Here is a 26,899-nt window from a genome sequence, read left to right as displayed (position 1 = left end):
CATCATTACATAGAGGAGAAAATATGTCTGAGACCATCATTGTCGGCGTCGACGGTTCCGAAACCGCCCAGCGCGCCGCACGCCGCGCCGCCAGCCTCGCAGTCAAGCTGGACGCCGAACTGGTTGTCGTCACCGCGCACGCATCGGACAACACCGAAGTCGTCTCCATCGGTTCCGACACCTGGATCCTGGACGACGCCGAGCAGGCCCGCAAGCTGGCCCAGCGCGTCGCCAACGACGTCAAGAGCGCAGTTCCGGGCGTGAACATCACCGCGGCAGCAGGCCACGGCAAGCCGGGCGACGTCCTGATCTCCGAGGCCGAGGGCCGCAACGCATCGCTGATCGTCGTCGGCAACGTGGGCATGAAGGGCCTGGGCCGCGTGCTCGGCTCCGTCGCCTCTTCGGTAGCCCACTCGGCTCCATGCGACGTGCTGGTCGTCAAGACCGACAAGTAAGCAGCAGACTTCACCCGCTGGCGGGCGCCGGATTTCCCCGGCGCCCGCCAGCGGCGGTTAACCCAAACGACGAAGATCAAAGACAAGTAGGCTTTAACCGTGCAAAAACTTCGAGTTTCCTACGTCGCAGGCGTCACCCCGGGCAAATGGATGGACCGCTTCGCCGAACGCTACCCGGATGTCCAGCTGGTGGCCGCGCGCCACGACGAGGGCGACATCCTCCAGCTGCTGGCCGACGGCAAGGCCGACGCGGTGTTCGTGCGCTACCGCGGTGACTCGCCCAAGGACGCAACCCGCCACGTCATCCCGCTGTACGAGGAACTGGAAGTGGTCTGCGCGGCCAAGGACCACGACGTGGAGTACTACGAGGAATCCATCCCGGCCTCGGTCGTTCGGAGCTTCGCGCAGCTGGACCTGGCCGACTACCCCGAGGAAGTCGGCGGCATTCCCGTTGCGATGGAGGTCGTCGCCTCCGGAGCTCAGGTGGCCCGCGTGCCGCAGAGCATCGCCCGGCTCTTCCACCGCAAGGACGTCATCTACCGCCTCATTGAGGACGGCAACCCGACCCAGATCGGCATCGCCTGGCCTGCCGCCATGGAAGACACCGCCCTGGTGGATGAATTCATCGGCATCGTGCGCGGGCGCAGCGCCAACTCCTCGCGCCAGGCCTCGGTGCGCCAGGACCAGCAGCAGGCGAAGAAGGTCAACGACCAGGCGAAGGCCAAGGCCAAGGCCAAGGCGCAGGAAGCGGCCAAGAAGGCAAAACAGCAGGCCAAGAGCAAAGCGCGGGCCTCAGGCTCCAAGCCGCGCAAACGCCGCTAGACACCCGCGCAATCTCCTAGGACGTGATCCGCAACTCATGAGAGAGTTTGGGTATGAAGCAATTCGATACCCTCACCCTGTCCGTCCAGGACCATGCCCTGATCCTCACCATCGACCAGCCCAAGAGCCTGAACGCGCTGGCCCGCGAGGTGGTCAACGACCTCGAGGCGTTCCTCGACTGGTTTGAAACCACCGGCTACGAGTACCGCGGCCTGGTCATCACCGGCGCGGGGGAGAAATCCTTCGTCGCCGGGGCGAACATCGTGCAGATGAACTCCATGGACGAAGCGACCTTCCTGGCCTATGCCCGCCAGATGCACGTGGTCACCGAACGCTTCGAATCCCTGCAGGTCCCGGTCATCGCCGCGGTCAACGGCTTCGCCCTGGGCGGTGGCTGCGAACTCGCGCTGGCCTGCGACTTCATCTACGCTTCCGAGCGCGCCAGCTTCGGCCAGCCGGAGGTCAACCTGGGCCTGGTCCCGGGCTTCGGCGGCTCGGTGCGCCTGCCGCAGCGCGTGGGACGCGCCATGGCCCGCGAACTGATCTTCACCGGACGGCGCATCAAGGCCGACGAGGCGCTGCGCATCGGCCTGGCCAACCGCGTGACCGCGCCGGACGAGCTGGTCCCCGCGGCCATCGCGACCATCGCGGAGATCGCCGCTGTGTCGCCGACCGCCGTCACCATCGCCAAGCGCGCCATGGTGCAGATGGACGGGCTGGACACCCACGACGCCCTGGCCAGGGAAGCCGACGCCTTCATGAGCGCCTTCCACACCGAGGACTCGGTGGAAGGCCGGGCCGCCTTCGTGGAAAAGCGCGCGGCGAACTTCCCGGGCAAATAGGCATGCACTACGGCGCCCACCCCGACCAGTGGCTCCAGTACTACGAACCGGAGTCAGTCACCGCCCGCGGGGCCGTGATGATCATCCACGGCGGGTACTGGCGCGAAAAATACACCGCCAGCCTGGGTGCGCCGCTGGCCGCGGACCTGGCCGCGCGCGGCATCCCGGCCTACAACCTGGAATACCGCCGCGGCCCGGGCAGCGCCGCGCAGATGCTGGCCGATGCCAAGCTGGCCGTGGGGCTGATCAAGGAGGAAGGCCCCATCACGGTCATCGGGCATTCGGCCGGCGGCCAGCTGGGCTGCGTGCTCGCCGCCCATGACGAACGCATCACTCAGGTGATCAGCCAGGCCGGGCTGCTGGACCTGGGCCTGGCCCAAGCCCTGGCGCTCAGCGACGGGGCAGTGGACGAGCTGCTCGGCCCGCTGCCGCGCGCCTCCTACGACCCGGTGGAATTATGGCCGGTGCGCGCCCGTGTCATAATCTTTCATGGACGGGATGACGCGGACGTGCCGGTGAAGATCGCGCGGCGCGCCGCCCAGCGGGCCGCGGCCCTGGGGCAGGAACACGCCTTCACAATCTTCGAGGGCGACCACTACACCTGGATCGACCCGAGCAGCAGCCAGTGGGACGCCTGCGTGCGGGCGTTGTCCCCCGCGCACTATTAAAGGAGCAACATGAACCCGACCGTCATCGGCGAAGCGCTCGTCGATGTCCTGGCCTCAGGCATCGCCCCGGCCCAGGAATTCGTGGGCGGATCTCCGCTGAACGTGGCGGTTTCGCTGGCCCGGCTGGGCTACCCGGGCACCCTGATCTCCCGCTGGGGGGACGACGAGAACGGCCGCAAGATCGAGTCCTACCTGGCCGGCAACGACGTGCGCTACATCGGCGGCAAGGACAGCGAACCGACAGTGCTGGCCCACGGCATCCTGGACCCGGCCGGCGGGGCCAGCTTCACCTTCAACGCCTACTGGCAGATGCCGAAAATCGGCCCCGAGCTGCCGCAGGACACCGAGCTGGTGCACACCGGCTCCATCGCCACGCTGTTCAGCCCCGAGGAGCTGCTGCCGCTGCTCGCCGCGGCCCGCGCCCATGCGACCATCAGCTACGACCCGAACCTGCGCCCCTCGCTGGTCTCCAGCCACGCGCAGACCGTCGCCCAGGTGGAGCAGTTCGTCGGCCGGGCCGACGTGGTCCGCGTCTCCGGCATCGACCTGAAATGGCTCTACCCGATGCGCTCGGTGCAGGATTCGGCCCGCGCCTGGCTGGCGCTGGGACCGGCGCTGATCGTGGCGACCTCCGGCTCGCGCGGCTCCTGGGGCGTGGTGCGCGCCGGCGACACCGCCCATGAATCCTCGGCCGTGGAGGTCGCGGACACCGTGGGCGCCGGCGACACGTTCACCGCGGCGCTGCTGTGCTGGCTGGCCGAGCACGGCACGCTCGGCGCGGCCAACCGCGCCAAGCTGGCGGACCTGCAGGTCGGCCAGCTGGCCCAGGCGCTGGACTTCGCCTCGCGCGCCGCTTCGGTGACGGTGCAGCGCGCAGGCGCCAACCCGCCGCGCCGCGAGGAGCTGTAGATGATCAAGCTGATTGCCTCGGACCTGGACGGAACCATCGTCAACCACGACGGAACGATCAGCGGCCGCACCCGGCAGGCGTTCCTCGCCGCCAGGGACGCTGGCATCCAGATCGTGTTCGTCACCGGGCGCCCGTTCCGCTGGCTGACCCCGGTGATCGAGTCCTTCGGGGAGATGGGAACCGTCATCTGCTCCAACGGGGCGCTGCTCTACGACCTGGAGCACGACCAGGTCATCTGGTCGCGCACGCTGCCGGTGGAAACCGCCAGGCAGGCCGCGCGCATCATCCTCGACCACGAGCCCCACGCGGCGTTCGCGGCGGAAACCACCAAGGGGCTGCACCTGGGCGAGGGCTTCGCCGACCGCCACCACAACTTCGGCGTGCAGGCTCCGCTGGACCTGTCCAGCGACGAGATCGAGGCCGAGGGCATCGTGAAGTTCCTGGCCCGCTCCCCGCGCATGGCGATGGACGACTTCTACGCCGCGGTCGCCCCGCAGCTGGGCAGCCTGCTCTCGGTGACCCACTCCGCCTTCGACGTCTCGCTGCTGGAGATGGCGCACGTGGACATCCACAAGGCCACCACGCTGGACGAATACTGCCGCCGGCTGGGCATCGGGGCCCACGAGGTGATGGCCTTCGGGGACATGCCCAACGACATCGAGATGCTGCAGTTCGCCGGCCACGGCTACGCCATGGCCTCCGGGCACCCGCTCACCCTGGCCTCGGCCCGCCACGTGGCCCCGCCGCTGGAAGAGGACGGCGTCGCCCAGGTCATCGAGGGCCTGCTGCCATGACCCGCGCCTTCACCCACCGCGGGGTGCGCACCGGGCTGGAGGAGAACACCCTGATTGCCTTCCAGCGGGCGGTGGAGCTGGGAATCGACCACCTGGAATCCGACGTGCATGCTTCCGCGGACGGCACCGTCTACCTGTTCCACGATCAGACCCTGGACCGGGTCACCGACGCCGCCGGGCGCTTCAACGACCACTCGGATGCGCAGCTGGCTCAGGTGCGCGCCGGGGGCCAGCCGCTGTGCACCCTCGAGACGCTGCTGGACGCCTTCCCGCACGCCCTGCTGAACCTGGACGTCAAGGACGATCACGTCATCGGCCCATTGGCACAGCTCATCGAGCGGCGCCGGGCGCACGGCTCCATTGCGCTGGCGTCCTTCGACACCCGGCGCAGCGCCGCGGTCGCCGCGTTGCTCTCCAAGCCGGTGAGGCGCTCGCCGGGGCGGCGCCAGATGGTGCTGATCTGGCTGTGCGCGCACCTGTTCGGGCGTGTTCCGCGCCGGCTGGTCAGGGATTTCTGGGCCGTGCAGGTCCCGCTGAAACAGGGCGCCATCCCGGTGGCCACATCTCGCTTCGTGCGCGCGGTGCAGCGCGCCGGGGCGCAGGTGCACGTGTGGGTCGTCAACGACGAGCCGACCATGCGGCTGCTGGCCGCCCGCGGCGTCGACGCCATCATGAGCGACGACGCGGCGCTGCTGGTGAAGGTGCTCGGCGCGCAGGCCTAGGCCAGCGCGAGCGTATCCAGCACCAGCGCGGCATTCTCCTTGAGCTGCTCGTCCCCGGCGTCCAGCAGCAGGCGCAGCCAGGTTTCATGCTGCGACAGCGGAGCTACCAGGCAGGCCGGGGCCACCAGGTCGTAGAGGTCGTCCGCGCTGCCGTAGGCGGAGAACTCGTTCAGGTAGGCCGCCAGCGCGCGCATGACCCGCTCGTCCTCCAGGCTGCAGTTCCACGCCTCGCTCATTGCCGCCAGCGGGGCTGCCAGCGAGGAGAACGGATGCGCCCAATGGGCCGCGCCCAGGTTCAGGATGCGTCCGTGCTCGCCCGGCTCGGCCGGGACCACGACCTGCGCCAAATCGAAGCCGCCGTGCTCCAGGCTCAACGGCACCGGACCGGCATGCAGGGCCTGGGCCGCGCGGGAGAGCGCGTCGACGTTGGCGACCAGCGCATCGGCGCGGGCGGGATCCAGGTACAGCGGGTGGGCGGGGTCCAGCGAGACGTGCAGCATCAGCGCCTGCTCGAACTGCTCGGGCAGGAACTGCGGATCCACCACGGTCACCCCGGCGTTGAAGAAATCCTCCTCGTGGCCCATGAGCGCCACCTGGAAGGAGCCGAGCGAGGCCAACGCCAGCTCCCAGTTCTCCACCGAATTGCCTAGGTCGATCAGGGTGTGCCCGAAGTCGGGGCTGAGCATGTACCCGGCCATGCGGTCGATCGCCAGCGGCATGACCACGCGGTCCGGCAGCAGTTCACCGGCCTTCACGGTCGCCGCCGCCTCGGCGGCCAGCCCCGGCGCGTTGGCGCTGAAGATCAGGTCGGCCGCGTCGGTCTGCACCAGCGCCGAGATCTGGTGCAGGCTGGCAGGCCAGAAGTCCGGGCCGCCAACCCGCGAAATGTTGTAGGCGCTGCACGCCTGGTCGATCCATTCGGCGGCAGCTTCACGCCAGTCTTCGCTATTCCACACATCTATCCACTGAGCCACGTTCTTAATCGTAGTATGCCGGGTCAAGTGCGCAATGAGTTGCTACCGTAGGAATCACGGCCAGCAATTTGCCCCCTCTGTCGAAGGATCTCGATCGTGAACGATTTTCGCCCCAGCTACCGGCACCGTGACTACAAGGCCGTCCTGTTCGACCTGGACGGCGTCCTGACGCCGACCGCGCTGCTGCACCGCTCGGCCTGGCACGAGCTCTTCTCCGGCTACCTCGCGGCCGAGCACCCCGAGCTGGACCCCTATACCGAGTCCGACTACTTCCGCCTGCTGGACGGGCGCCCCCGCTACGACGGGGTCGCGGCGCTGCTCGGTTCGCGCGGCATCGAGCTGCCCTGGGGAACCCCGGACGACGCGCCGGGCTACGGCAGTGTCTGCGCCCTGGGCAACATGAAGAACAGCGTGTTCACCGCCGTGCTGGAGCGCGACGGCATCGAACCCTATGCCGGGTCGCTGGCCTACCTGCGGCAGGTGCTGGCCGCGGGCCTGGACGTCGCGGTGGTTTCCTCCTCGCGCAACGCCAAGGCAGTGCTGGCAGGATCCGGCCTGGGCGAACTGATCCCCACAGTCATGGGAGGCACCGAGGCCGCCTCCCGCCAGTTGGCCGGGAAACCCGAGCCCGACACCTTCCTGGCCACCGCCCGCGACTTGGGCTGGCGCCCGGAGGAATGCGTGGTCATCGAGGACGCCTCCAGCGGGGTCAGTGCGGCCCGGCGCGGCGGCTTCATGGTGGTCGGCGTGGCCCGCGAGGACAACGAGGCCGACCTGATGGCCTCCGGCGCGCACTTCGTGGTCGGCGACTTGTCCGAGCTGGTCTCCGAGCAGGCGGCCGATGCCTGGGAATACGACCCGTGGTCCATCACCCGCGACGCCGGGCGCGACGAGAACGGGGCCCAGGACACCGTCTTCTCGCTGGGCAACGGCTTCCTGGGCTGCCGCTCCGCGCAGATCGGGCTGGGCGAGCAGGTCGGCGGGACCTTCATCAACGGGCTGCACGAGACCTGGCAGATCCGCCACGCGGAGGGCGCCTTCGGTCTGGCCGAGACCGGACAGACCATGATCAGCGCCCCGGACTTCCGCACCCTGCGCGTGTTCATCAACGACGAGGCGCTGGAAATCGGGCGCACCGAAATGCTGCGCGACGACCTGCGGCTGGACTTCCGGGACGGCACGCTGGTGGCCACCAGCCTCTGGCGCACCGCCGAGGGGCACCGCGTCGCGGTCACCGCGCGCACCATGATCTCCTTCTCCGACCGGCACCTGGCCCTGCAGGACCTGCATGTGCGCCTGCTGGACGCCCCGGCCAACGTGATCGTGCAGTCTTCCTTGATCGGCTACCGCTCCCAGCGTGCGGTGGCCTCGCCAGGCGAGCTGGACGCCTCGGGGCCGGCCTTCGACCCGCGCCGCGCGGACGAGGCCAGCGTGAATCCGCTGAGCTCGGCAGGGCACCGCCGCGACGGGGCCCGCATGGGCATTTCCTATGACGTGGCCGGATCCGGCATGTCGGTAGCCGCCATGGTCGAGCACCAGGTCACCACCACCGGGGGCGGGACACCGCTGGTGGACCTCACCCGCACGGTGAACGAGGAACGCGCCGAAGAGGTGGCCACCGCCCGGCTGGATGCCGGCCAGGGGGTGCGCGTGGCGAAGTTCGCGGTCTTCCACTGCTCGCGGCGCCACCCGGCCGAAGAGATGCTGCAGCGCGCCAACCGCGCGCTGAACCACCTGGTGCCGCGCGGCATTGATGCGCACTTCCGGGCCCAGCGCGATTTCATGGCAGCCTACTGGGAGCGCAGCGATGTCGTGGTGGACAGCAAGGACAAGTCCCTGCAGCGCAAAATCCGCTGGAACCTGTTCCAGCTGGCCCAGGCTTCGGCCCGCGCGGACGGCATGGGAATCAGCGCCAAGGGGGTCAGCGGCAACGGCTACTCGGGGCACTACTTCTGGGACACCGAGATCTACGTCCTGCCGTTCCTGACGTACACCAACCAGCAATGGGCCCGGAACACGCTGCGCGCGCGTGTGGCGATGATCCCGGCGGCCAAACGCCGTGCGCGGATCATGAACGAGGACGGCTTGCTTTTCCCGTGGCGCACCATCAACGGCGAGGAAGCCAGCGCCTACTACCCGGCCGGCACCGCGCAGTACCACATCAATGCGGACGTGGTGTATTCGATGAACCGGTACCTGACGGCGATGGAGGACGACGAATTCCTGATCGGCGGTGGCGCGGAGATCCTGGTGGGCACCGCACGCATGTGGTCTTCGTTGGGCTTCTGGCGTGGCAGCGGGGAGAACGAACGCTTCCACATCCATGGGGTGACCGGCCCGGATGAATATACCGCCGTGGTCAACGACAACCTCTATACCAATGTCATGGCGCGCTTCAACCTGCGTCGCAGCGCCCAGTTGCTCGGAGAGTTCGCGCAGCGCCATCCCAAGGCTTTCAAAGATTTGTCCAAGCGTCTGAATCTGCACCCAGAGGAGCTCTCCACTTGGGAACATGCAGCTTCATGCATACATATTCCGTATTCGGAAAGGGTGGGGATCCACCCGCAGGACGAGCATTTCTTGAACCGCGAGGTATGGGATCTGGAGAACACCGGCGCCGACAAGCGTCCGCTGCTGCTCCACTACCATCCCTTGGTGATCTACCGCTTCCAAGTCATCAAGCAGGCCGATACAGTGCTCGCCCTGTGGCTGCGCTCCAGCGATTTCACCGCGGAGCAGAAGCTCGCCGATTTCAACTACTACGACCCGCTCACCACGGGCGACTCGACCCTCTCTGCCACGGTGCAGTCGATCCTCGCCGCCGAGGTGGGATACCGCGATTTGGCGTGGGAATACTTCGAGCATGCGCTGAACGTGGACTTGGAGAACCTGCACGGCAATACGGCCGACGGGGTCCATGTCGCCTCCACCGGCGGGGTTTGGGCCGCACTGGTGTACGGCTTCGCCGGACTGCGGGACGACGACGACAGGCTCTGCTTCGATCCCCGGCTGCCGCAGGAGTGGAATTCCATGAGCTTCAGCCTGGCTTGGCACGGCACTCGCATCTACATCACGCTGCGCCAGCGGTCCATCGACTTCACGCTGCGCGGGCCGCATTCGCGTCCGGTCTGGGTGCGCGGCGAGCAGCTGGATCTGCCGGTGGACGAAACCGTCACGGTGCCGCTAGACGACCAGGGACCGTTGCGCGAGGGGCGTCCAACCTTGGACCACGTACTCTCGCTGCAGGCCGAGGCCGGAGCCGAGGTGCCGATCAAACCCTGGTAGCCGGGACTCAGGAATCCTGGCGCAGGTTGTTGCCCGCGGTCTCGCCGCCATCGATGGCGATCGAGGAACCGGAGACGAACCGGGACTCGTCGCTGGCCAGGTACAGCACCAGGGAGCTGATCTCCTCGACCTGCGCCGCACGCCCGGCCGGCACCTGGCCGAAACCGCGTTGGAGCCCGGCGGTCAGCGGCGTCTGCACGCTGCCCGGGTGGATCGAGTTCACGCGGATGCCGTCCGGGCCGAAGTCCAGCGCCGAGGTCTTGGTCAGCCCCTGTACCGCCCATTTGGAGGCCGAGTACGCCGCCCGGTTCTTGAATCCGGTCAGGCCGGCGATCGACGAGATGTTGATGATGGACGAGGTGTCCTGCTTGCGCAGTTCGGGTACCCCCGCGCGCATGCCGTAGAAGGTGCCGTTCAGGTCGATGTCAAGGGTGCGGTGCCAGTCGTCGAGGCTGGCGCTTTCCACCGAGCCGGGGGTGTAGATGCCCGCGTTGTTCACCAGCACGTCGAGGCATCCGAAGGTTTCCACCGCGGTGCGCACCGCCAGTTCCCAGTCCTCCAAGCTGGTGACGTTCAACGGCGCGAAGATCGCCGCCTGGCGCCCGGTCTCCTTGTTGATCGACGCGGCAAGCTCGCGCCCGGCCTGCTCCTGCAGGTCGCCGATCACGACGCTCGCGCCATGGCTTGCCAGCACCCGGGCGTGCGATGCACCCATGCCTTGGGCGGCTCCCGAAATGAGGACTACTTTGCCGGCTGCGCGGCCGGCGGAAATCTGTGCATTCATGCGACTCAGGCTATGAGCCGGTGCGGCCAGCAGAACCCGATGTTCCGTTCAACGGTATATTCTTGAGGATCGCAGGCAGAGAGGCAGGTGCGTCATGGCGAACTCGCCATCTGGAGAATCGGTAATCCACCGCGTGGTGCGGATCCTGTCCGCCTTCGGCGAGGATTCCCCCGCCCTGGGCCTCCGGGAGCTCGCCCGCTCGGTCGACCTGCCGGTATCCACGGTCTACCGGCTGGTCAGCGAGCTGGAGCTGGAAGGGCTGCTGGTGCGCGATACCGCGGGCCGGCTGCGCCACGGGCACCGGCTGTGGGAGCTGGCCTCCCGCGGATCCCGGGCGTCCTCTTTGCGCGAAGCTGCCCTGCCGCCCATGGAAGACCTGATCAACCACGGGTTCAGCCACGTCTCGTTGGGCGTCCTGGAGGGCAATGACGTGCTCTACATCGAGCGCCTGGCGGCGGACGACGCCACCGTGAACATCACCAAGATCGCGGGGCGGTTGCCGGTGCACGGCTGCTCGGCCGGACTGGTGTTCATGGCCTATGCGCAGGAGGTGGTCCAGGAGATGTTCCTGTCCCGGCGGCTGGAAAAGCTGACCGAAGACACCGTCACCGAGCCGGAGAAGCTGCGTGCCATCCTGGCCGAGATCCGCGGCCGTGGCTACGTGAGCATGCGCGGCATCATCGTCCCTGAATCCAGCGGCATCTCGGTGCCGATCTTCACGGAGAAGAACCATGCGGTGGCCACCTTGTCGGCCATCGTGCCGCGCGGCGAGGAGTCGCTGAACCTGATTGTTCCGCACCTGAAAATCGCCTCCAGCGCCATCACCCGCCGGCTGGGCTATGAGCCCTCCGGGCGCGAGATCCAGCGCCGCAGTACGCCTGCTACGTTCTAGGTGTTTCATTCAACGGAGCGCGGTGCTCCGTTGAATGAAACACCCCGCCCAGCCCGTGGTGTGACCCATGTCATGATCTTCTGCATCCCAGCAATGCACCTGATCGAAGGGGATCATTTCCATGCGCATCCTGAACCCGCAATCCCGGCAGCCGCTGCCCGGCTACGACGTCGTCGTCGTAGGCTCCGGAGCCGGCGCGCTGACCACCGCAGCCACCGCCGCGAAGGCCGGCCGCTCGGTCATCGTCCTGGAAAAGAGCGAGCTGCTCGGCGGCACCTCGGCGGTTTCCGGGGGCATGCTCTGGGTGGTCGACAACCACCATGCCCGCGAAGCGGGGATCGAGGATTCCAAGCAGGCCGGACGCGAGTACGTGCAGGCCGTAGCCCGCGGCCGCGGGCGCGCCGAATTGCTGGATGCGGCGCTGGACTACGGAGATGCGATGTTGCGATTCGCCGAAACAGAACTCGGCGTGAAATTCATCTTCCTGGACAACTTCCCCGACTACCGCCAGGACCTGCCCGGCGCGGTGTCCGGCGGACGCACCGTCGAACCGGAGCTGTTCAACTTCCGCGAAGCGCTCGGCGAGCTGGCCGCGCATGTGCGCACCGACGGCCGCCACCCCTACACCATGCAGGAATACGAGGACTGGGGCGCCTTCACCAAGTTCCCTTGGGAGGAACTGACCGCCCGGCAGGATGCCGGCGTCGCCGCCAAGGGCCACGCGCTGGTTTCCATGTTGCTCAAGGCCTGCCTGGACAACGGGGTCACCCTGGCCGTCGAGGCCTCCGTGGCCGGACTTGAAACCAGCGAAGGCCGCGTATCCGGCGTGCGCCTGCAGGACGGCACCCGCATCGAGGCCGCCCACGGCGTGATGCTGGGAACCGGCGGCTTCGAATGGGACAAGCCGTTGGCCGACTCGCTGCTGGCCTCCCGCCTGTACACCATGTGCTCCCCGCCCACGAACACCGGCGACGGGCTGAAGATGGCCCAGCGCATCGGCGCCATGACCCGCGGCACCCGCGAAGCCTGGTGGGCCCCGATGTCGGTCACCGGAACGCTGCGCGACGGCGAGCCGGTGGGATCCCTGCTGCGCTTCGAGCGCCAGGGCCCGGGATCCATCATGGTCAACCGCCACGGACAGCGCTTCGCCAACGAGGCGCAGAACTACAACGACCTGGCCCGCGTGCTGCAGTCCTGGGACTCGCCGAACAACCAGACGCTGAACACCCCTGCCCACGTCGTCTTCGACGAGTCGTACCTGCAGCGCTACGGCATCTTGGACCACCGCGCTGGCAAGCCGACCCCTGACTACCTGGTCCAGGCCGACACCCTGGAAGAGCTGGCAGTCAAGATCGGCGTCCCCGCCGGGAACCTGGCGGCCACCGTCGAGCGTTTCAACCAGCACGCGGTGCGCGGCGAGGACCCGGACTTCGGCCGCGGTTCCTCGGCCTACGACCGCTACTGGGGCGATGCCGGGAACCAGTGGCCCAACCCCTCGCTCGGCCCGTTGCAGTACGGACCGTACTACGCGATGGAGGTACTCAACGGCGCCTTCGGCACCTGCGGCGGCATCGGCACCGACGGCCGCGGCCAGGTGCTGGATGTTGACGGGATCCCGATTGAAGGACTGTACGCCGCCGGCAATACCGCCGAAAGCGCCTACTCCGCCGGATACCCTGGCGCCGGAGCGACCCTCGGGCCGCTGATGACCCTCGCCTACCTGGCTGGACGGGCCATCGCCGGCCAGCCGTCCGAGTACTCGGCGCAGAACCTGAGCGCGGTGGCCCGATGATCCGCCACATCGTGATGTTCCGCTTCTCCGAGGGATTCACCCCGCAGATCCGCGAACGCTGGATCGCCGGCCTGGAAGCCATGAAGGGCAACATCCCCGGCATGCTGGATCTGGTCCACGGGCCGGATGTCATGAAGACCGACCGCTCCTGGGACCACGTGATCGTCGCGGACTTCCGCAGTGCCGGCGACATCGCCGTCTACAACACCCACCCGCTGCACGAAGCGATCAAGCCGCTGTCCCTGCCGAATGTGCTGGACCTGGCTTACGTCGATTTCGAGCTGGATTCCTCGCTTCTCCCCTCGCACAGCTAAGGACGCACCATGAGCACCTCACCCGACGTGGCGCCGCAGTCGCCCACCGAGCACGGCGGATCCGTGCCACGGCGCACCCCGGTCAAGGCCGCGCTGGCCTCTTTCCTGGGATCGACCCTGGAGTACTACGACTTCTTCATCTACGGCACCGCCGCCGCCCTGGTTTTCCCGCAGCTGTTTTTTCCGGCGGGCAATCCGGCCATCGCCACCATCGCGGCCTTCGCCACCTTCGGCGTCGCCTATGTCGCCCGTCCGCTGGGCGGACTGGTCATGGGGCACTTCGGCGACAAGCTGGGACGCAAGAACGTCCTGCTCTTCACGCTGATGCTGATGGGCCTGGCTTCGCTGGGCATCGGCCTGCTGCCGACCTATGAGCAGATCGGGGTGTGGGCCACCGTGCTGCTGGTGATCGCCCGCCTGGCCCAGGGCTTCTCCGCCGGTGCCGAATCGGCCGGCGCTTCCTCCTTGACCCTTGAGCATTCTCCGGAGGGCCGCCGCGGTTTCTTCACCTCGTTCGTGATGACCGGGTACGCCTCCGGCATGGTGCTCTCTACGCTGGTGTTCATCCCGGTTACTGCGCTGCCCCAGGAGCAGCTGATGAGCTGGGGCTGGCGCATCCCGTTCCTGCTTTCGGTGCTCGTGCTGGCGCTGGCCTTCTGGGTCCGGACCCGGCTGGATGAAACCCCTGCCTTCGAGGAGCAGGTCGCCGAGGACCAGCCGCGCAAGCTCCCCTCACGCGAGGTGCTGCGCTATCAGCGTTCCGACGTGCTGCGTGTGCTGCTGATGTCGATCTTCTCGGTCATGCAAACCATCTTCACCGTTTTCGGCCTGTCCTACGCGGTGCAGCACGGCGGGATCGAGCGCACTTCCATCCTGGCCGTCAACGCGGTGGCCATCGGACTGTCCATGGTAGCGATGCCGCTGTGCGGCCGGCTCTCGGACCGGATCGGGCGCCGCCCGCTGATGCTGACCGCAATGATTGGCAGCACCGTGAGCCTCTACCTGTACTTCCTGGCGCTGGGCACCGGGAACATCTGGCTGGTCTTCGCCGCGAGCTTCTTGTTCATGACGGTGTTCTACTCCGGATTCAACGGGATCTGGCCGTCGTTCTTCGCCGAGCTGTTCGCCACCCCGGTGCGCTACACCGGCATGGCCATGGGCAACCAGCTGGGCCTGCTGGTGGCGGGCTTCGGCCCGATGATCGGCGGACTGCTGCTCACCGAAGGCGAATTCGGCTGGGTTCCGGTCGCGGTCTTCGGCAGCGTCTGTGCCCTGCTGGCCGCCATTGCAGCCTTTTCCGCCCGCGAAACCGCCCACACGAACATTGCCGAGCTCGGCGAGCCCTACCTGCGGGCCGTCGCCTCCAAACGATAGGACCAGCACATGACTACCACCTACAACTGCGACTTGCTGATTGTCGGATCCGGAGTGGCCGGCCTGGCCGCCGCCATCCGCGCCGCCCACGACGGGCTGAACGTGATCGTCGCGGAGAAGTCCCCGCACTTCGGCGGCACCACCGCCCTCTCTGCCGGCTGGTCCTGGGTTCCGGGCAACCGCAAGGGAGCCGCCGCCACCGGCGACACCCGCGCCGAAGCGGAGGAATACCTCAGGGCGCTGGCCCCGGACAGCTACAACGCCAAGGGTGTCGCAGGATTTCTGGATACCGCGCCGGAGGCCATCGACTTCTTCGAGAACGACACCGACGTGGTCTTCTCCTACCCGGAGAAGGCGCCGGACTACCAGATGGACCTGCCCGGGGCGAAGCTGGGGGGCCGGGCGATCCTGCCCTCCGACGCCGATGTGCGCATGCTGGGCGACCGGCGCAAGGAAATCCAGCCCTACCTCAGCTCCTACACGGTCTTCGGCTACATGCCGCAGGTCGGGCCGGACCTGACCCAGTTCCTGCACGCCAACCAGTCCCCTAAGTCCTTCACCTACGTGGCCGCCAAGCTGCTGAAGACCTGGAAGGACATCGCATTGCACGGCCAGCCGATCAAGCGCACCAACGGCTCGGCGCTGATGGTGCGCATGGTCCGCTCCGCGCTGGATGCCGGGGTGCGGGTCTGGACCGGCACCCCGGTGCAGCAGCTGCGCACCGCTGCGGACGGTTCCGTGACCGGCGCGGTGCTCGGCGGCAAGCACGCCGGTCTGGTCAACGCCAAGCTGGGTGTGGTCCTGGCCGGCGGAGGGTTCTCGGCCGACGACGAGCTGCGCCAGAAGTACTTCGCCCATGACACCCTCGGCGGCCAGCACTTCACCCCTACCCAGGGGCATGACGGCTCCTCGGCCCGCATGGCCATGGCCGCCGGCGGCCGGATCAACGACAACGTCTCCTCGGTGGCCTCCTGGGCTCCGGTCACGGTCTTCAAGTACCTTCGCGGCGGCGCGCTGCGGCTTTTCCCGCACCTGCGGCAGATCGGCCTGCCGGGCATGATCACCGTTGACCGCGACGGCAAGCGCTTCGGCAACGAGGCACTGAGCTACCACGACTTCGGCCGGCAGATGCTGGACCACCACGCCAACGAGCAGGACGTCTACGCCTGGATCATCGGCGACAAGCGGCTTATGGACAAGTACGGCATCGGCTACGCCAAGCCGTGGCCGGTGCCGCGCGGCTTCTTCCATCGGATCGGCTACCTGCACAAGGGACGCAGCATCGCGGACCTCGCGGCGAAGATCGGTGTGGACCCCCAGGGCCTGGAGCAGACCATCGAGCGCTTCAACCGCGATGCGCTCGCCGGGAAGGATACCGAATTCGGCCGCGGCTCCACCGCCTACAACCACTTCCGCGGGGACATGGAGCACAAGCCCAACCCGAACCTCGCCCCTCTGGCCAAGGGCCCGTTCTATGCCGCGAAGGTGCAGATGGGGGACATCGGCACCTTTGCCGGCATTGACGTGGACGACCGGTCGCGGGTCATCCGCGAGGACGGAAGCCGCATTGACGGCCTGTACTCGGTGGGCGCCGCCGCGGTGTCGGTGTTCGGGGGAGGCTACCCGGGCTACGGCTCGCACATCGGCCCCGCGCTGGTGTTCGGCTACCGGCTGGGGCGTGACATCCTCGAGCTGGTCGGTGAAACCCGCGAGGTGCGCCAGCGGTGAGCCCCGATGCCGCAGTGGTCACCGGGGCGGCAACCGGCATCGGGGCCGCCACCGCGCGGCTGCTCGCCTCGCGCGGGTATCGGGTGGTCATCGGGGATGTCGATGCCCGGGCTGAGGATGTCGCTGCCGGGATCCGGGCCGAAGGACACCACGCGCTGGCGGTCTGCTGCGATGTCTCCGACGAAGATTCAGTGGCCGGGCTCTTCGCCTCGGCACGGGACATCGGCCCGTTGCATGTACTGGTCGCCAACGCCGGCATCGCCGAAACCAAGGGGCCGCTGCATGAGCTGGACAGTTCCTCCTGGAACCGGGTGCTGGACATCAACCTCGGTGGTACCGCGCTGAGCATGAAGCATGCGCTGCGCCATATGGTTCCGCAGGGATCCGGCTCCATCGTGGCCATCTCATCGATCCTCGGGCTGGTCGGCCAGGCGAATTCCGCCGCTTACTCGGCGGCGAAGGCCGGGGTGGTGAATTTGGTGCGCTCCACGGCATTGACCTACGCCGCGCAAGGGGTCCGGGTCAATGCCGTAGCCCCGGGCTACGTGGACACCGAACTTCTGCGGAGGCTGCCGCCGGAAGTGCGTTCCCGGATGACCAGCCGGCAGCCGCTGGGCAGGCTCGGCACCCCTCAGGAAGTCGCGAACGTCATCGGGTTTCTCGCTTCGCCTGAGGCGAGCTTGGTCACCGGCGCGGTCTGGGCCGTGGATGGCGGCTACACGGCGCAGTAGGTTTTAACGACCCAAGGAGGCGGGAACTGTGCTGGGTTCCCGCCTCCTTGCCTGCGCCGTGATGCCAGCCGCTACAGCGTCATGTCCTCCAGTGTGCGCCCCTTGGTCTCGCGGATCAGGAAGGCTACGAACACCAGGGACAGCAGCGCGAAGAACGCGTAGATGCCGTAGGCCAGGGCCAGGCCCGCCTCAGCCAGCGCCGGGAAGGTCGTGGATACGACGAAGTTGGCGATCCACTGCGCGGAGGCCGCCACGCCCAGGGCCATGGCGCGGATGGAGTTCGGGAAGATCTCGCCCAGCAGCACCCATACCGCCGGGCCCCAGGTGGCGCCGAAGCCGATCACGAACAGGTTCGCCGCGACCAGCGCGACCATGCCCCAGGAGCCGGGCAGCGAGACCGCGCCGTCCACGGTGACCGCCTGCGCGAAGGCCAGGCTCATCGCGCCCAAGGAGAGCGTCATGATGCCGGAGCCGATCATCAGTAGCAGCTTGCGGCCCAGCACGTCGATCAGCAGCACCGCCACGATCGTTGCCAGCACGTTGATCACCGAGGTGATCAGAGAAATGGTGAAGGAATCGGATTCGGCGAAGCCCACCGACTTCCATAGCGTGGTCGAGTAGTAGAAGATGACGTTGATGCCAACGAACTGCTGGAAGACCGAGAGCAGGATGCCCACCCAGACCAGCGGGTGGAAGCCGAAGCGGCCCAGCAGGTCCTTGAACTGCTGGCGTCGCTCCACATGCACGGTGGCGCGGATTTCCTCGATTTTGTCCTCGGTCGGCTTGCCGGGTTCCAGGCCCATATCGCCGGTGAGCACCGAGGCGGCCTCGACATAGCGCCCGCGCTCCACCAGATAGCGCGGGGATTCGGGCAGGCGCAGCGCCATCAGGCCGTAGAGCACAGCGGGAACGGCCAGCGACAGGTACATCCAGCGCCAGGCGGCCAGGCCGAACAGCCCCACCGCGTCCGCCGAGCCCATCACGAACACCAGCAGCGCGCTGACCAGGAAGGCCACGAAGATGCCCAGCACGATGGCCATCTGCTGCATGGAGCCCAGCCGGCCGCGGTGCGCCGCCGGGGAGATCTCGGCGATGTAGGCCGGGGCGATCACCGAGGCGAAGCCCACGCCGATGCCGCCGACGATGCGCCAGATGACCAGGTCCACGGCGCTGAAGCAGAGCCCGCAGCCGATCGCGGAGACGAGCAGCAGGATCGAGGCGATGAGCATGGTGCGCACGCGGCCTACGCGTTCGGAGACTACGCCGGCCACCCAGGCGCCCAGTGCCGCGCCGAGCAGCGCGCAGGACACGGTGAAGCCGACGGCTACCGCGTTCAGCGAGAATTCATGTTCCACGGCGTCGACCGTGCCGTTGACGATCGACGAGTCGTAGCCGAACACGAAACCGCCCAGCGCCGCCCCGAGGGCGACGAAGATCAGGCGTGCAGAGATCTTTCCATCAGATGTGGTCGCAGTCATAGTTGCTCATCGTAGCGGAATTACGGGCCCCCGTCACTTTTTGGAAAGTACCCTTACTATAAGCTCAGCTCAGCGGCTTAAGCGGGAACGGCGGCCGGAACCCGATGGGGGATTCCGGCCGCCGCAGCGGTGGAGAAGAGCGGACCTAGGCTCCGGTCTGGGACAGGTCGTTGCCGCGCAGCTTCGCCGCGGCGCTCATCAGGTGGAAGACCACCAGGGTGGCAATGGTGCCCAGGGCGATGCCGCCCAGCTTGAACTGGCCGAAGGCGATTTCGCTGGTCACCGCGATCGCGATGATCAGGCCGGTGCCGGCGGTCATCAGGTTGATCGGGTTGCCGAAGTCAACCTTCGACTCGATCCACAGGCGCGCGCCCACGATGCCGATCATGCCGTAGAGCACGATGCCCAGCCCGCCGATCACGCCCTCGGGGATGGTGCCGATCAGCGCGCCCACCTTCGGCATGAACGCCAGCGCCATCGCGGCGATCGCTGCCACCCAGTAGGCGGCGGTGGAGTACACGCGGGAGGCAGCCATCACGCCGATGTTCTCCGCGTAGGTGGTGGTGGCCGAGCCGCCGCCGAAGCCCGCCACCATGCTGGCGGCGCCGTCGGCCATCAGCGCGCGGCCGTTGAACGCGGTCAGGTCGCGGCCGGTCATCACGCCCACGGTGCGCACGTGGCCGATGTTCTCCGCGATCAGCACGAATACCGCCGGCAGGAACATCAGCGCGGTGTCCAGGTGGAAGCTCGGGGTGTTGAATTCGGGCAGGCCGAACCACGCGGCTTCGCCGACCTTGGCGAAGTCCACCTGGCCCTGGGCCAGCGCGATCAGGTAGCCGGCGACCAGCCCCACCAGGATGGACAGGCGCCCCAGCAGGCCCTTGAACACAACGGTGGCCAGCACCGTGGCGATCACCGTCAGGAACGTGGTGGCCGGGAAGTCCTGCATCGGCTTGAGCGTGGCGCCGGCCAGGTTCAGGCCGATCAGCGCGACGATGGTGCCCATGACCACCGGCGGCATCAGCGCGTGGATCCAGCCGGTGCCGGTCTTCTGTACCACCAGGCCCACCAGGAACAGCAGCGCGCCGGTCATCACGATGCCGCCCAGCGCCGCGGACATGTCGTGGGCCTTGGTGGTCGCGACCACCGGGGCGATCAGCGCGAAGGAGGAGCCCAGGTAGCTGGGCACCTTGTTCCTGGTGATCAGCAGGAAGAGGATGGTCGCCACGCCCGTGAAGAGCAGGGTCGTGGTGACCGGGAACCCGGTGATCGTGGGAACCAGGATGCTGGAGCCGAACATGGCCAGGATGTGCTGCGTGCCGATGGAGATCGTCTGCGGCCAATGCAGCCGCTCATCCGGGGCAACAACCTCACCGGGGGTGATGGTCTTGCCGTTGCCGTGAATGCTCCAACTCATGCAGTCCTCCAGACTCTGCGGCCCCAACGCGTTTTAGGCCGTAGAGAATTCTACGCTCTCGGCATGGGCCTGCGCGAAAAAGGCCAGCTCGTGCTCGCTGGAACGCAGGAACGCCTGGCGCATCCGCTCGCGCTGCGCCGGGTCCGCCAGTTTCCATGCGGCGCGCACCATCCCGATGGCCTGCGCGGTGGATTCGTCGAACTCCTCCGAGGCGTAGGTCTGAAGCCAGTCGCCGTAGGGGTGGCCTTCGTAGTTGGCCGCCGCAAGCCGCTTGCCGATGTCCTGGTACAGCCAGTAGCACGGCAGGATCGCGGCGATCAGCTCCGGGTAGCTGGAATTGCAGGAGGACAGGTGGTTCACGTAGTTCAGCGTGGTGGCCGACGGGTTCGCCAGTCCTTCCACCAGGTGGCTGCGGTGCAGCTGCAGCTCGCCCTCCAGGATTTCCCCGGCGCCCTTGGCCCAGAAGCGCTGGGAATCCAGCTCAGGGGCCAGCGCGCTGGCCTGCGCCAGCACCTGCGCGTAGCGCTGCAGGTACAGGGCGTCCTGCGCCAGGTAGTATTCGAACTTCTCGCGCTCCAGGCTGCCGTCGGCCAGCTGCACGATGAACTCCAGCTCGTCAATGCCCGCGCGCAGCGGTGCGATGTCCTCCCACCAGGCGGCCATCGGATCCGCGGCGCCTAAGAAGTCGACGAAGTGGTGCACCGGCCCGTGCCCGGAGCCCACCTGCAGCTCGTCAGCGGAGCCGATGGCGCGCAACAGGTAGCCCTTGGCCTGTTCCAGCGCGGTCGCCCAGTCGCCGGTGGCGGCGAAGCGGGTGGCCAGCGCGCTGGACAGGGTGCAGCCGGTGCCATGGGTGTTTTTGGTAGCCAGGCGCGGGGAGCTGAACTCGGCCAGCACCCCGGCGGCGGAGACCAGCGCATCGGGGCACTGCGCCCCGGCCAGGTGCCCGCCCTTGGCCAGCACCAGCACGTCGTGGGCGGAGGCCAGACGCCGGGCCTGCTCCAGCACGAGCTCCCAGTCCTGCGCGGCGGCTTCGCCGAGCAGCGCGCCGAGCTCGGCGGTGTTCGGGGTGATCACGGTGGCGCGGGCCAGCAGCGGGTACAGCGCGGCGGCGTCCTCCAGCAGGGCATCGCCGCTGGTGGCCACCATGACCGGGTCCAGCACCACCGGGGCGTTGACGGTATCCAGCCAGGCGGCGACAGCGCCGATGATCTCCTGGTTTGCCAGCATGCCGATCTTCACCGCGTCGATGCGCACATCCGCGCTGAGCGTTTCAAGCTGCGCGGTGACGAAATCCCCGTCGATGGCCTGCACTCCGCTGACCCCGCGGGTGTTCTGCGCGGTCAGCGCCGTGATCACTGCCATGCCGTAGCCGCCGTTGGCGGCAATGGCCTTCAGATCGGCCTGGATGCCGGCGCCGCCGGACGGGTCGGAGCCCGCGATGGAAAGGATGTTCACCTGGCCGCCTCCCAGGCGGAAACCAGCTGGGCGCTGGCGCTGCGCGGATCATCTGCCTGGCAGACCGGGCGCACCACGGCCATCCCGGCGCCGCCGCCGGCGCGGATGGCCGCGGCGTCATCGGCGGTCACCGCGCCGATGGCCACGCAGGGCAGCGCGGTCCAGCCGGTGCGTTCCGCGAAGCCGTCCAGGCCCAGCGGGGTGGGGTGGTCCTTCTTGGTCGGGGTGGCGCGCACCGCGCCAACACCCAGGTAGTCGATGAACTCGGCATCCAGGTTGGCCTGGGCGATCTGCTCCCGCGTGGAGGCGCTGAGCCCGATGATGCCCTCGCCGATCAGCTGGCGGGCCAGGGACACCGGCACGTCCTTCTGCCCGATGTGGATGCCGGCCACCGCGGCCCCGGCGGCGCGGGCCGCCAGGAATACGTCGATGCGGTCGTTGACCAGCAGCTGCGCCTTGCCCTCGGTCAGCTTTACGGCCGCAAGCGTCAGCTCGAAGAACTCGCGGGCGCTTTCCTCCTTGGCGCGCAGCTGGATCCACTGGATCCCGCCGGCCACGGCTGCCTCGATCACCTCAAGGGTGCTATGCGGGCTGCAGCTGGCGGTGTTGGCCACCAGGTAGGCTCCGAGATCACGCATAGGTCTTTTCCTCACAGTTCAGGGTCTCAAGTGCGGCGGGCTCAACGGCCGCCAGGGAATCGAGGAAGGCCACGGCAAAACTGCCCGGCCCGGAGCTGGCGGCCAGCGCCTTTTCGGCGGCCAGGCCGTAGTAACCATGGGCCGCCACGGCGGCTTCGAACGGGTCCTCATGCACCGCGAGCATGCCCGCGCACACCGCACCCAGGGCGCAGCCTCCGCCGGTGATGCGGGTCAGGCCGATGCCGTTGGTGTGCACCAGCACGGTGCGCTGCGCGTCGATGATGGCGTCCGCCTCGCCGGAGATCGCGACCACCGAACCGTATTTCACTGCCAGCTCACGCCCGGCGGCGATGGCTTCCTGCACGCTGTCCAGCGAATCCACACCTCGGCCGGAGGACTCCCAGCCGGCCAGCGCCATGATTTCCGAGGCGTTGCCGCGGATCAGAGTGGGGCGGCGGGCGACGATGCGCCGGGCGAATTCCGTGCGGACCGGCAGCGCTCCGACGGCCACCGGATCCAGCACCCAGCGGGTGCCTGCGGCGCTCGCCGAGTCGACGGCTTCTTCCATGGCGCGCAGCTGCTCGGTGGTGGGCGTGCCCAGGTTGACCAGCACGGCCGAGGCGGCCGCGGCGAACGGCCCGGCTTCCCCGGGCAGGTCAGTCATGGCCGGGGCCGCGCCGGAAGCCAGCAGTACATTGGCGGTGAAGTTGGTAACCACGGTGTTTGTCAGGCAGAACACCAAGGGGGATTGTTCCCGGTAATTGCGGGCAACAATAGGCAGAGTCATGCGACATCCCTCCGCTAGCTTGACCTAGTTCAGGTTCAACGGGTCTCATCTCAGTCGGCTTCTCCGACACCCCGTGTCACTGATCCCGAGGGTACGCAGATATCTTCGCAAGGACAAATCCTTAACGCCGTTGGAAGTTGGCCGGCCCGTGCCGGCCGCTAGAGCCTCGGATCTTCGTAGCCCCTGCCGCGATCGATATTCTTCCGTGCTTCTCGAAGTGCCCTGGAGATTTCCGGGTCAGATCCTTCGAGGTCGTCGGCTCGTCGGTCGAGACTGCGCATGGCGCCTATGGCAAACGGCAGCGCGCAAAGTATGACCAAAACGCAGACGATCAAAATCGAAACCGGATCCACAGGTTATCCATTCCAAGCATTGCGGTGAGCTTAGGCTGAGCCTACAAAGAGGGGCGGACACCGTCAACCGAATCCCGGCTGCTCGGGAAATGATGCGGTGGTGACAGGGTTACCGAGCTATCGCGTCCTCCGCGCAACCAGCGCCTTCACCGTCGCCGCGTCCACCCCCAGCTCCGCGGCCAGCGCCCAGACCCTGTCCACTGCCTCGACCAGGTGCTCGTCCAGCGCTGGCTGCCCTGGCAGCTCATTGACCACGGTGCCCGCCCGGCGGCGCGAGGAGATCAGTCCTTCGGCCTCCAGTTCCTTGTAGGCGCGGGCCACGGTGCCGGCGGCCACACCCAGATCGGCGGCCAGCGCGCGCACCGTGGGCAGCCTGCTCCCGGCGGCCAGTTCGCCCAGCGAAATCAGCGAAGCCACCTGGGCGCGGATCTGTTCATAGGGCGGCAGCGCCGAGTCCAGGTCAACGGTGATCTGGGCGCTCATCGGCGGCCCGCGTCACTGGTCTCCGGCCGCATCGAACCTTGCGGGCGCGGCAGCGCCAGCACCGCCGGCGCACAGAAGACCAGCAGGCCGAACAGGGAGAATTCGGCGAACAACTGGTATCCCATCATTGGCATGGCCACGAACGCGCCGGCGACTACGCGCAGCGAGCGGATTTCAAGCACCTGCCGATACCAGATTTCCACCTCTGCGCCCACCTGCCAAGGGATCGCCACGGAGCGGACGAGCAGGACGAATCCTGCATGCGCGGCGAGCAGTGCCGCGGCCAGCCCGGCAATGATCCACCGGTTCGGCGCGACAAATCCCCGCAGCGGATCCAGCGGAGGGAAGAGCAGGAAGTATAGGCTGGCCGCCATCAGGAGTCCGGCAACGACATAGGTCCACAGCGGCAGCCGTGCGGCGGGTTTGGGCATTCGCGCGGCCGCGCGGGTCTTGATCGCCATGTACGCCAGGTAGGCGGCGTTGACCAGCAGGTAGAACAGCGTCGCGCCCGCGAGGAGGGCCAGGATGGCGGTGGCGCGTTCGGCGGTCGGCATCTCCTGCGTCTCGGAGCTCGGCAGCATTGGCCATCCGACGGCGACCAGCAGGATGGCAGCCATGGCGCTCAGATACTGCACCGCGAACAGCTGCTCGCGCAGCCGGGTGAAGGCGCTGGAGACGGCCGGCCGCAGGGATTCGAAGTTCACCGGCGGGCGCCAGAAGAACATGACGACGGTGATCGCCAGGGCGATGTAGTTGGCGGTCTGGTCCCACCGGCCCGCGAGGTCGTTCATCCGTTCCCAGTACTCGATGCCTTCGCCACCCATGGATTTGTCGGCGTCATCGGAGATCCACCGTGCCTTGAAGTGCAGGGCTTCGCCGGCGAGGCCGGCCAGGAGCACCGTCACCGTGCGGTAGAGGCGATTGAGCCAGGTGATGCGCAGCAGCCGGTTGTCGTGCTCGCTGATGCCGTCCAGCGGCTTGCGCCGCAGGATGAGGATGGTGGCGGCGAAGGCGGCGACCAGCAGGAGGACCAGGCTCAGTGCCAGATAGGGCAGGACCTCTGCGGCCGAACGCAACCCGTCCTGGGCATCGGCGGTCATGTAGTAGCCGTCGCCGTCGTCCTCGATGACCTCCGGCGTGGGGGCGAAGCCCGTGACGTCGCGGACGCTGTAAATCGCCAGCATGCCGGCGGCGAAGGTTGCCGCCATGATTCCGACCAGGGACTTGGGCACCAGCCCGGACAAGGTCCGAGGCTGCAGCGAGGCCGTGCGCTTCGGCCGGAGCTTGTGGGGCCAGGTGAACTGCCCTGCGATGTAGATGAACGCGACCCACAGCGCCGGGGTCGCGGCCGCCCCGATGGCCTCGGGAATGCGAAGCGGCGATTCGTCGTAGTACGGGACTGCCGCGAGGGTGCTGAACCAGTCGGCCGACGTGCTGGCGAAAAATCCGATGAGCGCGCACCAGAAGGCGTGCCGGCGGGCCAGAGCCAGCCGGTCTCCGCCCTCCTTGGACGCGAGGTTGCGCAGGATCACGTAGATGACCAAGGCCGCAATCGCGAAGCTGCCGAACTGTGAAGTCAACGAATTATTCATTGGTCCCGCCTTTCGAAAAGAATGTACCAACTAGCTGATACAAAATAAAGGTGGTCGCAATCAGGTCAAGTCCAGCCCGTTGACGTAGTCTCGACTCATGGGTCTGTTTACTTCCACTCCGCTGCCCGATCCCGTCGGCGACTTCGCGCCGCCCGTGGATGAGCATCCGTCGAAAATCGCCGCCACGCTGGCGAACCTGCGCCACTCCGCCGATACCCGCATCACCCACCCGCGCCGTTTCCGCGTCCAGCAGCTGCGCGCGCTGGAGAAGATGCTCGAAGAGCACCTGGACGACTTCCTCGCCGCGCTGAACGAGGACCTAGGCAAGGGCGCCACCGAAGCGAAGTTCTCCGAGGTGGACGTGGTCCGCGCGGAGATCGACTTCGCTCTGCGCCACTTGGCCGAATGGATGGACCACACCAACGTCAAGGTGCCGCTGGCGCTGCAGCCGGCCATGGCCAAGGTCGAGCCCCGCCCGCTGGGCCTGGTGCTGATCATCGGCCCGTGGAATTACCCGCTGCAGCTCATGCTCGCCCCGCTGGTCGCCGCCATCGCCGCCGGCAATGCCGCGGTGCTGAAGCCTTCGGAGATCGCCCCGGCGACCTCCGGGGCGCTGGCCAAGTTCCTGCCGCTGTACCTGGACAACCGCGTGTTCGCCGTCATCGAGGGCGGCGTGGACACTGCCACTGAGCTGCTGGCCGCGCGCTGGGACCACATCTTCTTCACCGGAGGCGAGAAGGTCGCCAAGGTGGTCGCCGCCGCAGCCGCCAAGCACCTGACCCCCACGACCCTGGAGCTGGGCGGCAAGTCCCCGGCAGTGGTCGACAACCAGCTGCCGGCCACCGCCAAGCGCCTGGCCTACGCGAAGTTCATGAACGCGGGCCAGACCTGCGTGGCCCCGGACTACGTGCTGACCATCGGCGACTCGGCGCCGCTGATCGAGCGCCTGGGCCAGACCATCCACAGCTTCTACGGCAAGGACCCGTTGACGCACCCGGACTTCGGGCGCATCGCCAGCCACCGCCATTTCCAGCGCCTGCTGGACATGTTCGAGCAGGGCGAGGTGGTGCACGGCGGGCAGTACGACGAGCAGACCCTGCGCATCGCGCCGACCATCATGCGCAATGTCGACCTCGAAGGCACGCTGATGCAGGAGGAGATCTTCGGCCCGATCCTGCCGGTGATCGAAGTGGCCACCTTCGAGGAGGCCCTGGAATTCATCGCTGCGCGGCCCACCCCGCTGGCCGCCTACCTGATGAGCGAAAGCCCGCGGCTGCAGTCGATCTTCTCCGACCGGGTGCGTGCCGGCGCGATTGTGCACAACGCGCCGCTGGCCCAGATGATCGTTCCGTCCCTGCCGTTCGGCGGCGTCGGGGCCAGCGGAATGGGCTCCTACCACGGCAAGCACGGCTTCGACCGTCTTTCGCAAATGCGCTCGGAACTGAGCAAAACTACGGTGGTCGATACTCTGAGCGCGATATATCCTCCATATTCTTGGGCTAAGCGAAAGATTATTGATCGCTTACTGTAGCGCGGTTCATAGCTTTTGAGCTCGCCGGGGTGCTTGGATTGAAAGGTTGGATTTTTCTATGCACCAGGAGCTGTA

24 protein-coding genes and 1 riboswitch are annotated in these 26,899 nt (G+C 67.5%); of the genes, 15 read left to right on the top strand and 9 right to left on the bottom strand.

From position 1 onward, the window contains the following. Positions 1 to 23: 23 nt before the first annotated feature. The 7 genes from DFO58_RS15445 to DFO58_RS15415 all read left to right on the top strand — a co-directional run bounded on the left by DFO58_RS15445 (position 24) and on the right by DFO58_RS15415 (position 5,213). The gene (locus DFO58_RS15445; RefSeq protein WP_053797112.1) at positions 24 to 455 is read left to right on the top strand and encodes a universal stress protein; all 432 of its coding nucleotides are present in this window, start codon (positions 24 to 26) and stop codon (positions 453 to 455) included. A gap of 99 nt (positions 456 to 554) precedes the next feature. Beyond that, positions 555 to 1,277, top strand: coding sequence for a LysR family transcriptional regulator substrate-binding protein (locus tag DFO58_RS15440; RefSeq protein ID WP_147407302.1), 723 nt, complete (start codon positions 555 to 557; stop codon positions 1,275 to 1,277). 53 nt (positions 1,278 to 1,330) lie between these two features. Next, a complete protein-coding gene (locus DFO58_RS15435; RefSeq protein WP_053797114.1) occupies positions 1,331 to 2,119 on the top strand; it encodes an enoyl-CoA hydratase-related protein in 789 nt (262 codons plus the stop codon). Between the two features lie 2 nt (positions 2,120 to 2,121). Then, positions 2,122 to 2,787 (top strand): hypothetical protein, encoded by a 666-nt coding sequence (locus DFO58_RS15430; RefSeq protein WP_120991612.1) that lies wholly within the window; start codon positions 2,122 to 2,124, stop codon positions 2,785 to 2,787. 9 nt (positions 2,788 to 2,796) lie between these two features. Next, complete coding sequence (locus tag DFO58_RS15425; protein ID WP_047120598.1) at positions 2,797 to 3,696, top strand: carbohydrate kinase; 900 nt, start codon at positions 2,797 to 2,799, stop codon at positions 3,694 to 3,696. Further along, positions 3,697 to 4,491, top strand: a complete 795-nt coding sequence (locus DFO58_RS15420; protein ID WP_053797116.1) for a Cof-type HAD-IIB family hydrolase — start codon at positions 3,697 to 3,699, stop codon at positions 4,489 to 4,491. Continuing rightward, the gene (locus DFO58_RS15415; RefSeq protein ID WP_047120600.1) at positions 4,488 to 5,213 is read left to right on the top strand and encodes a glycerophosphodiester phosphodiesterase family protein; all 726 of its coding nucleotides are present in this window, start codon (positions 4,488 to 4,490) and stop codon (positions 5,211 to 5,213) included. Before DFO58_RS15420 ends, DFO58_RS15415 begins: the two co-directional genes overlap by 4 nt. Here DFO58_RS15415 and DFO58_RS15410 read toward each other — a convergent pair. Continuing rightward, a complete protein-coding gene (locus DFO58_RS15410) occupies positions 5,210 to 6,169 on the bottom strand; it encodes a hypothetical protein (protein ID WP_053797118.1) in 960 nt (319 codons plus the stop codon). The two genes, DFO58_RS15415 and DFO58_RS15410, sit on opposite strands and share 4 nt — an antisense overlap. A gap of 114 nt (positions 6,170 to 6,283) precedes the next feature. Between DFO58_RS15410 and DFO58_RS15405 the strand changes: the two genes are divergently transcribed. Next, positions 6,284 to 9,472, top strand: coding sequence for an HAD-IA family hydrolase (locus DFO58_RS15405; protein WP_120991611.1), 3,189 nt, complete (start codon positions 6,284 to 6,286; stop codon positions 9,470 to 9,472). Positions 9,473 to 9,479: 7 nt separating this feature from the next. Here the strand turns inward: DFO58_RS15405 and DFO58_RS15400 are convergent, their stop codons facing one another. After that, a complete protein-coding gene (locus tag DFO58_RS15400) occupies positions 9,480 to 10,256 on the bottom strand; it encodes an SDR family oxidoreductase (protein ID WP_120991610.1) in 777 nt (258 codons plus the stop codon). 94 nt (positions 10,257 to 10,350) lie between these two features. On the opposite strand from DFO58_RS15400, the gene DFO58_RS15395 reads away from it, so the two are divergent. The 6 genes from DFO58_RS15395 to DFO58_RS15370 all read left to right on the top strand — a co-directional run bounded on the left by DFO58_RS15395 (position 10,351) and on the right by DFO58_RS15370 (position 17,087). Next, complete coding sequence (locus tag DFO58_RS15395) at positions 10,351 to 11,148, top strand: IclR family transcriptional regulator (protein ID WP_120991609.1); 798 nt, start codon at positions 10,351 to 10,353, stop codon at positions 11,146 to 11,148. A gap of 121 nt (positions 11,149 to 11,269) precedes the next feature. Beyond that, entirely contained in the window at positions 11,270 to 12,940 is a 1,671-nt protein-coding gene (locus tag DFO58_RS15390; RefSeq protein ID WP_120991608.1) for an FAD-dependent oxidoreductase, read from the top strand. Further along, positions 12,937 to 13,254 carry a Dabb family protein gene (locus DFO58_RS15385; protein WP_047120605.1) on the top strand — a complete coding sequence of 106 codons (318 nt, stop codon included), beginning with the start codon at positions 12,937 to 12,939 and terminating at the stop codon, positions 13,252 to 13,254. Before DFO58_RS15390 ends, DFO58_RS15385 begins: the two co-directional genes overlap by 4 nt. A 9-nt stretch (positions 13,255 to 13,263) precedes the next feature. Further along, a complete protein-coding gene (locus DFO58_RS15380) occupies positions 13,264 to 14,628 on the top strand; it encodes an MFS transporter (protein WP_047120606.1) in 1,365 nt (454 codons plus the stop codon). Between the two features lie 9 nt (positions 14,629 to 14,637). Next, positions 14,638 to 16,356 carry an FAD-dependent oxidoreductase gene (locus DFO58_RS15375; protein ID WP_120991607.1) on the top strand — a complete coding sequence of 573 codons (1,719 nt, stop codon included), beginning with the start codon at positions 14,638 to 14,640 and terminating at the stop codon, positions 16,354 to 16,356. Continuing rightward, positions 16,353 to 17,087 carry an SDR family NAD(P)-dependent oxidoreductase gene (locus DFO58_RS15370; RefSeq protein WP_047120608.1) on the top strand — a complete coding sequence of 245 codons (735 nt, stop codon included), beginning with the start codon at positions 16,353 to 16,355 and terminating at the stop codon, positions 17,085 to 17,087. The genes DFO58_RS15375 and DFO58_RS15370 overlap by 4 nt, the downstream gene beginning before the upstream one ends. 71 nt (positions 17,088 to 17,158) lie before the next feature. Here DFO58_RS15370 and DFO58_RS15365 read toward each other — a convergent pair whose 3' ends face one another. From DFO58_RS15365 to DFO58_RS15335, 7 genes are all read right to left on the bottom strand, one after another. Continuing rightward, positions 17,159 to 18,565, bottom strand: coding sequence for a sugar porter family MFS transporter (locus DFO58_RS15365; RefSeq protein WP_047120609.1), 1,407 nt, complete (start codon positions 18,563 to 18,565; stop codon positions 17,159 to 17,161). A 145-nt stretch (positions 18,566 to 18,710) separates the two neighbouring features. Next, positions 18,711 to 19,982, bottom strand: coding sequence for a solute carrier family 23 protein (locus DFO58_RS15360; RefSeq protein WP_120991606.1), 1,272 nt, complete (start codon positions 19,980 to 19,982; stop codon positions 18,711 to 18,713). 33 nt (positions 19,983 to 20,015) lie between these two features. Next, entirely contained in the window at positions 20,016 to 21,440 is a 1,425-nt protein-coding gene (thiD, locus tag DFO58_RS15355; protein WP_120991605.1) for a bifunctional hydroxymethylpyrimidine kinase/phosphomethylpyrimidine kinase, read from the bottom strand. Next, positions 21,437 to 22,078: a thiamine phosphate synthase gene (gene thiE, locus DFO58_RS15350; RefSeq protein ID WP_120991604.1), complete on the bottom strand. Its 642-nt coding sequence runs from the start codon at positions 22,076 to 22,078 to the stop codon at positions 21,437 to 21,439. The genes thiD and thiE overlap by 4 nt, the downstream gene beginning before the upstream one ends. Then, positions 22,071 to 22,865 (bottom strand): hydroxyethylthiazole kinase, encoded by a 795-nt coding sequence (gene thiM, locus DFO58_RS15345; protein WP_120991603.1) that lies wholly within the window; start codon positions 22,863 to 22,865, stop codon positions 22,071 to 22,073. The genes thiE and thiM overlap by 8 nt, the downstream gene beginning before the upstream one ends. Then, a riboswitch (TPP riboswitch) is annotated at positions 22,855 to 22,949 on the bottom strand. It overlaps the preceding gene by 11 nt. Positions 22,950 to 23,335: 386 nt before the next feature. Continuing rightward, on the bottom strand, positions 23,336 to 23,701 hold the full coding sequence (locus DFO58_RS15340) for a GntR family transcriptional regulator (protein ID WP_047120614.1): 366 nt from the start codon (positions 23,699 to 23,701) through the stop codon (positions 23,336 to 23,338). After that, positions 23,698 to 25,293, bottom strand: coding sequence for a hypothetical protein (locus DFO58_RS15335; protein ID WP_147407301.1), 1,596 nt, complete (start codon positions 25,291 to 25,293; stop codon positions 23,698 to 23,700). The genes DFO58_RS15340 and DFO58_RS15335 overlap by 4 nt, the downstream gene beginning before the upstream one ends. A gap of 97 nt (positions 25,294 to 25,390) precedes the next feature. On the opposite strand from DFO58_RS15335, the gene DFO58_RS15330 reads away from it, so the two are divergent. Then, positions 25,391 to 26,824: an aldehyde dehydrogenase family protein gene (locus tag DFO58_RS15330; protein WP_082124041.1), complete on the top strand. Its 1,434-nt coding sequence runs from the start codon at positions 25,391 to 25,393 to the stop codon at positions 26,822 to 26,824. Positions 26,825 to 26,899: the final 75 nt, after the last annotated feature.

The organism is Arthrobacter sp. AG1021, from assembly GCF_003633665.1.
In the GTDB taxonomy this organism is placed as follows: Bacteria; Actinomycetota; Actinomycetes; order Actinomycetales; family Micrococcaceae; genus Glutamicibacter; species Glutamicibacter soli.
The sequence above is the reverse complement of the archived record's forward strand: the minus strand, read 5'-3'. Positions and strand labels throughout refer to the sequence as shown.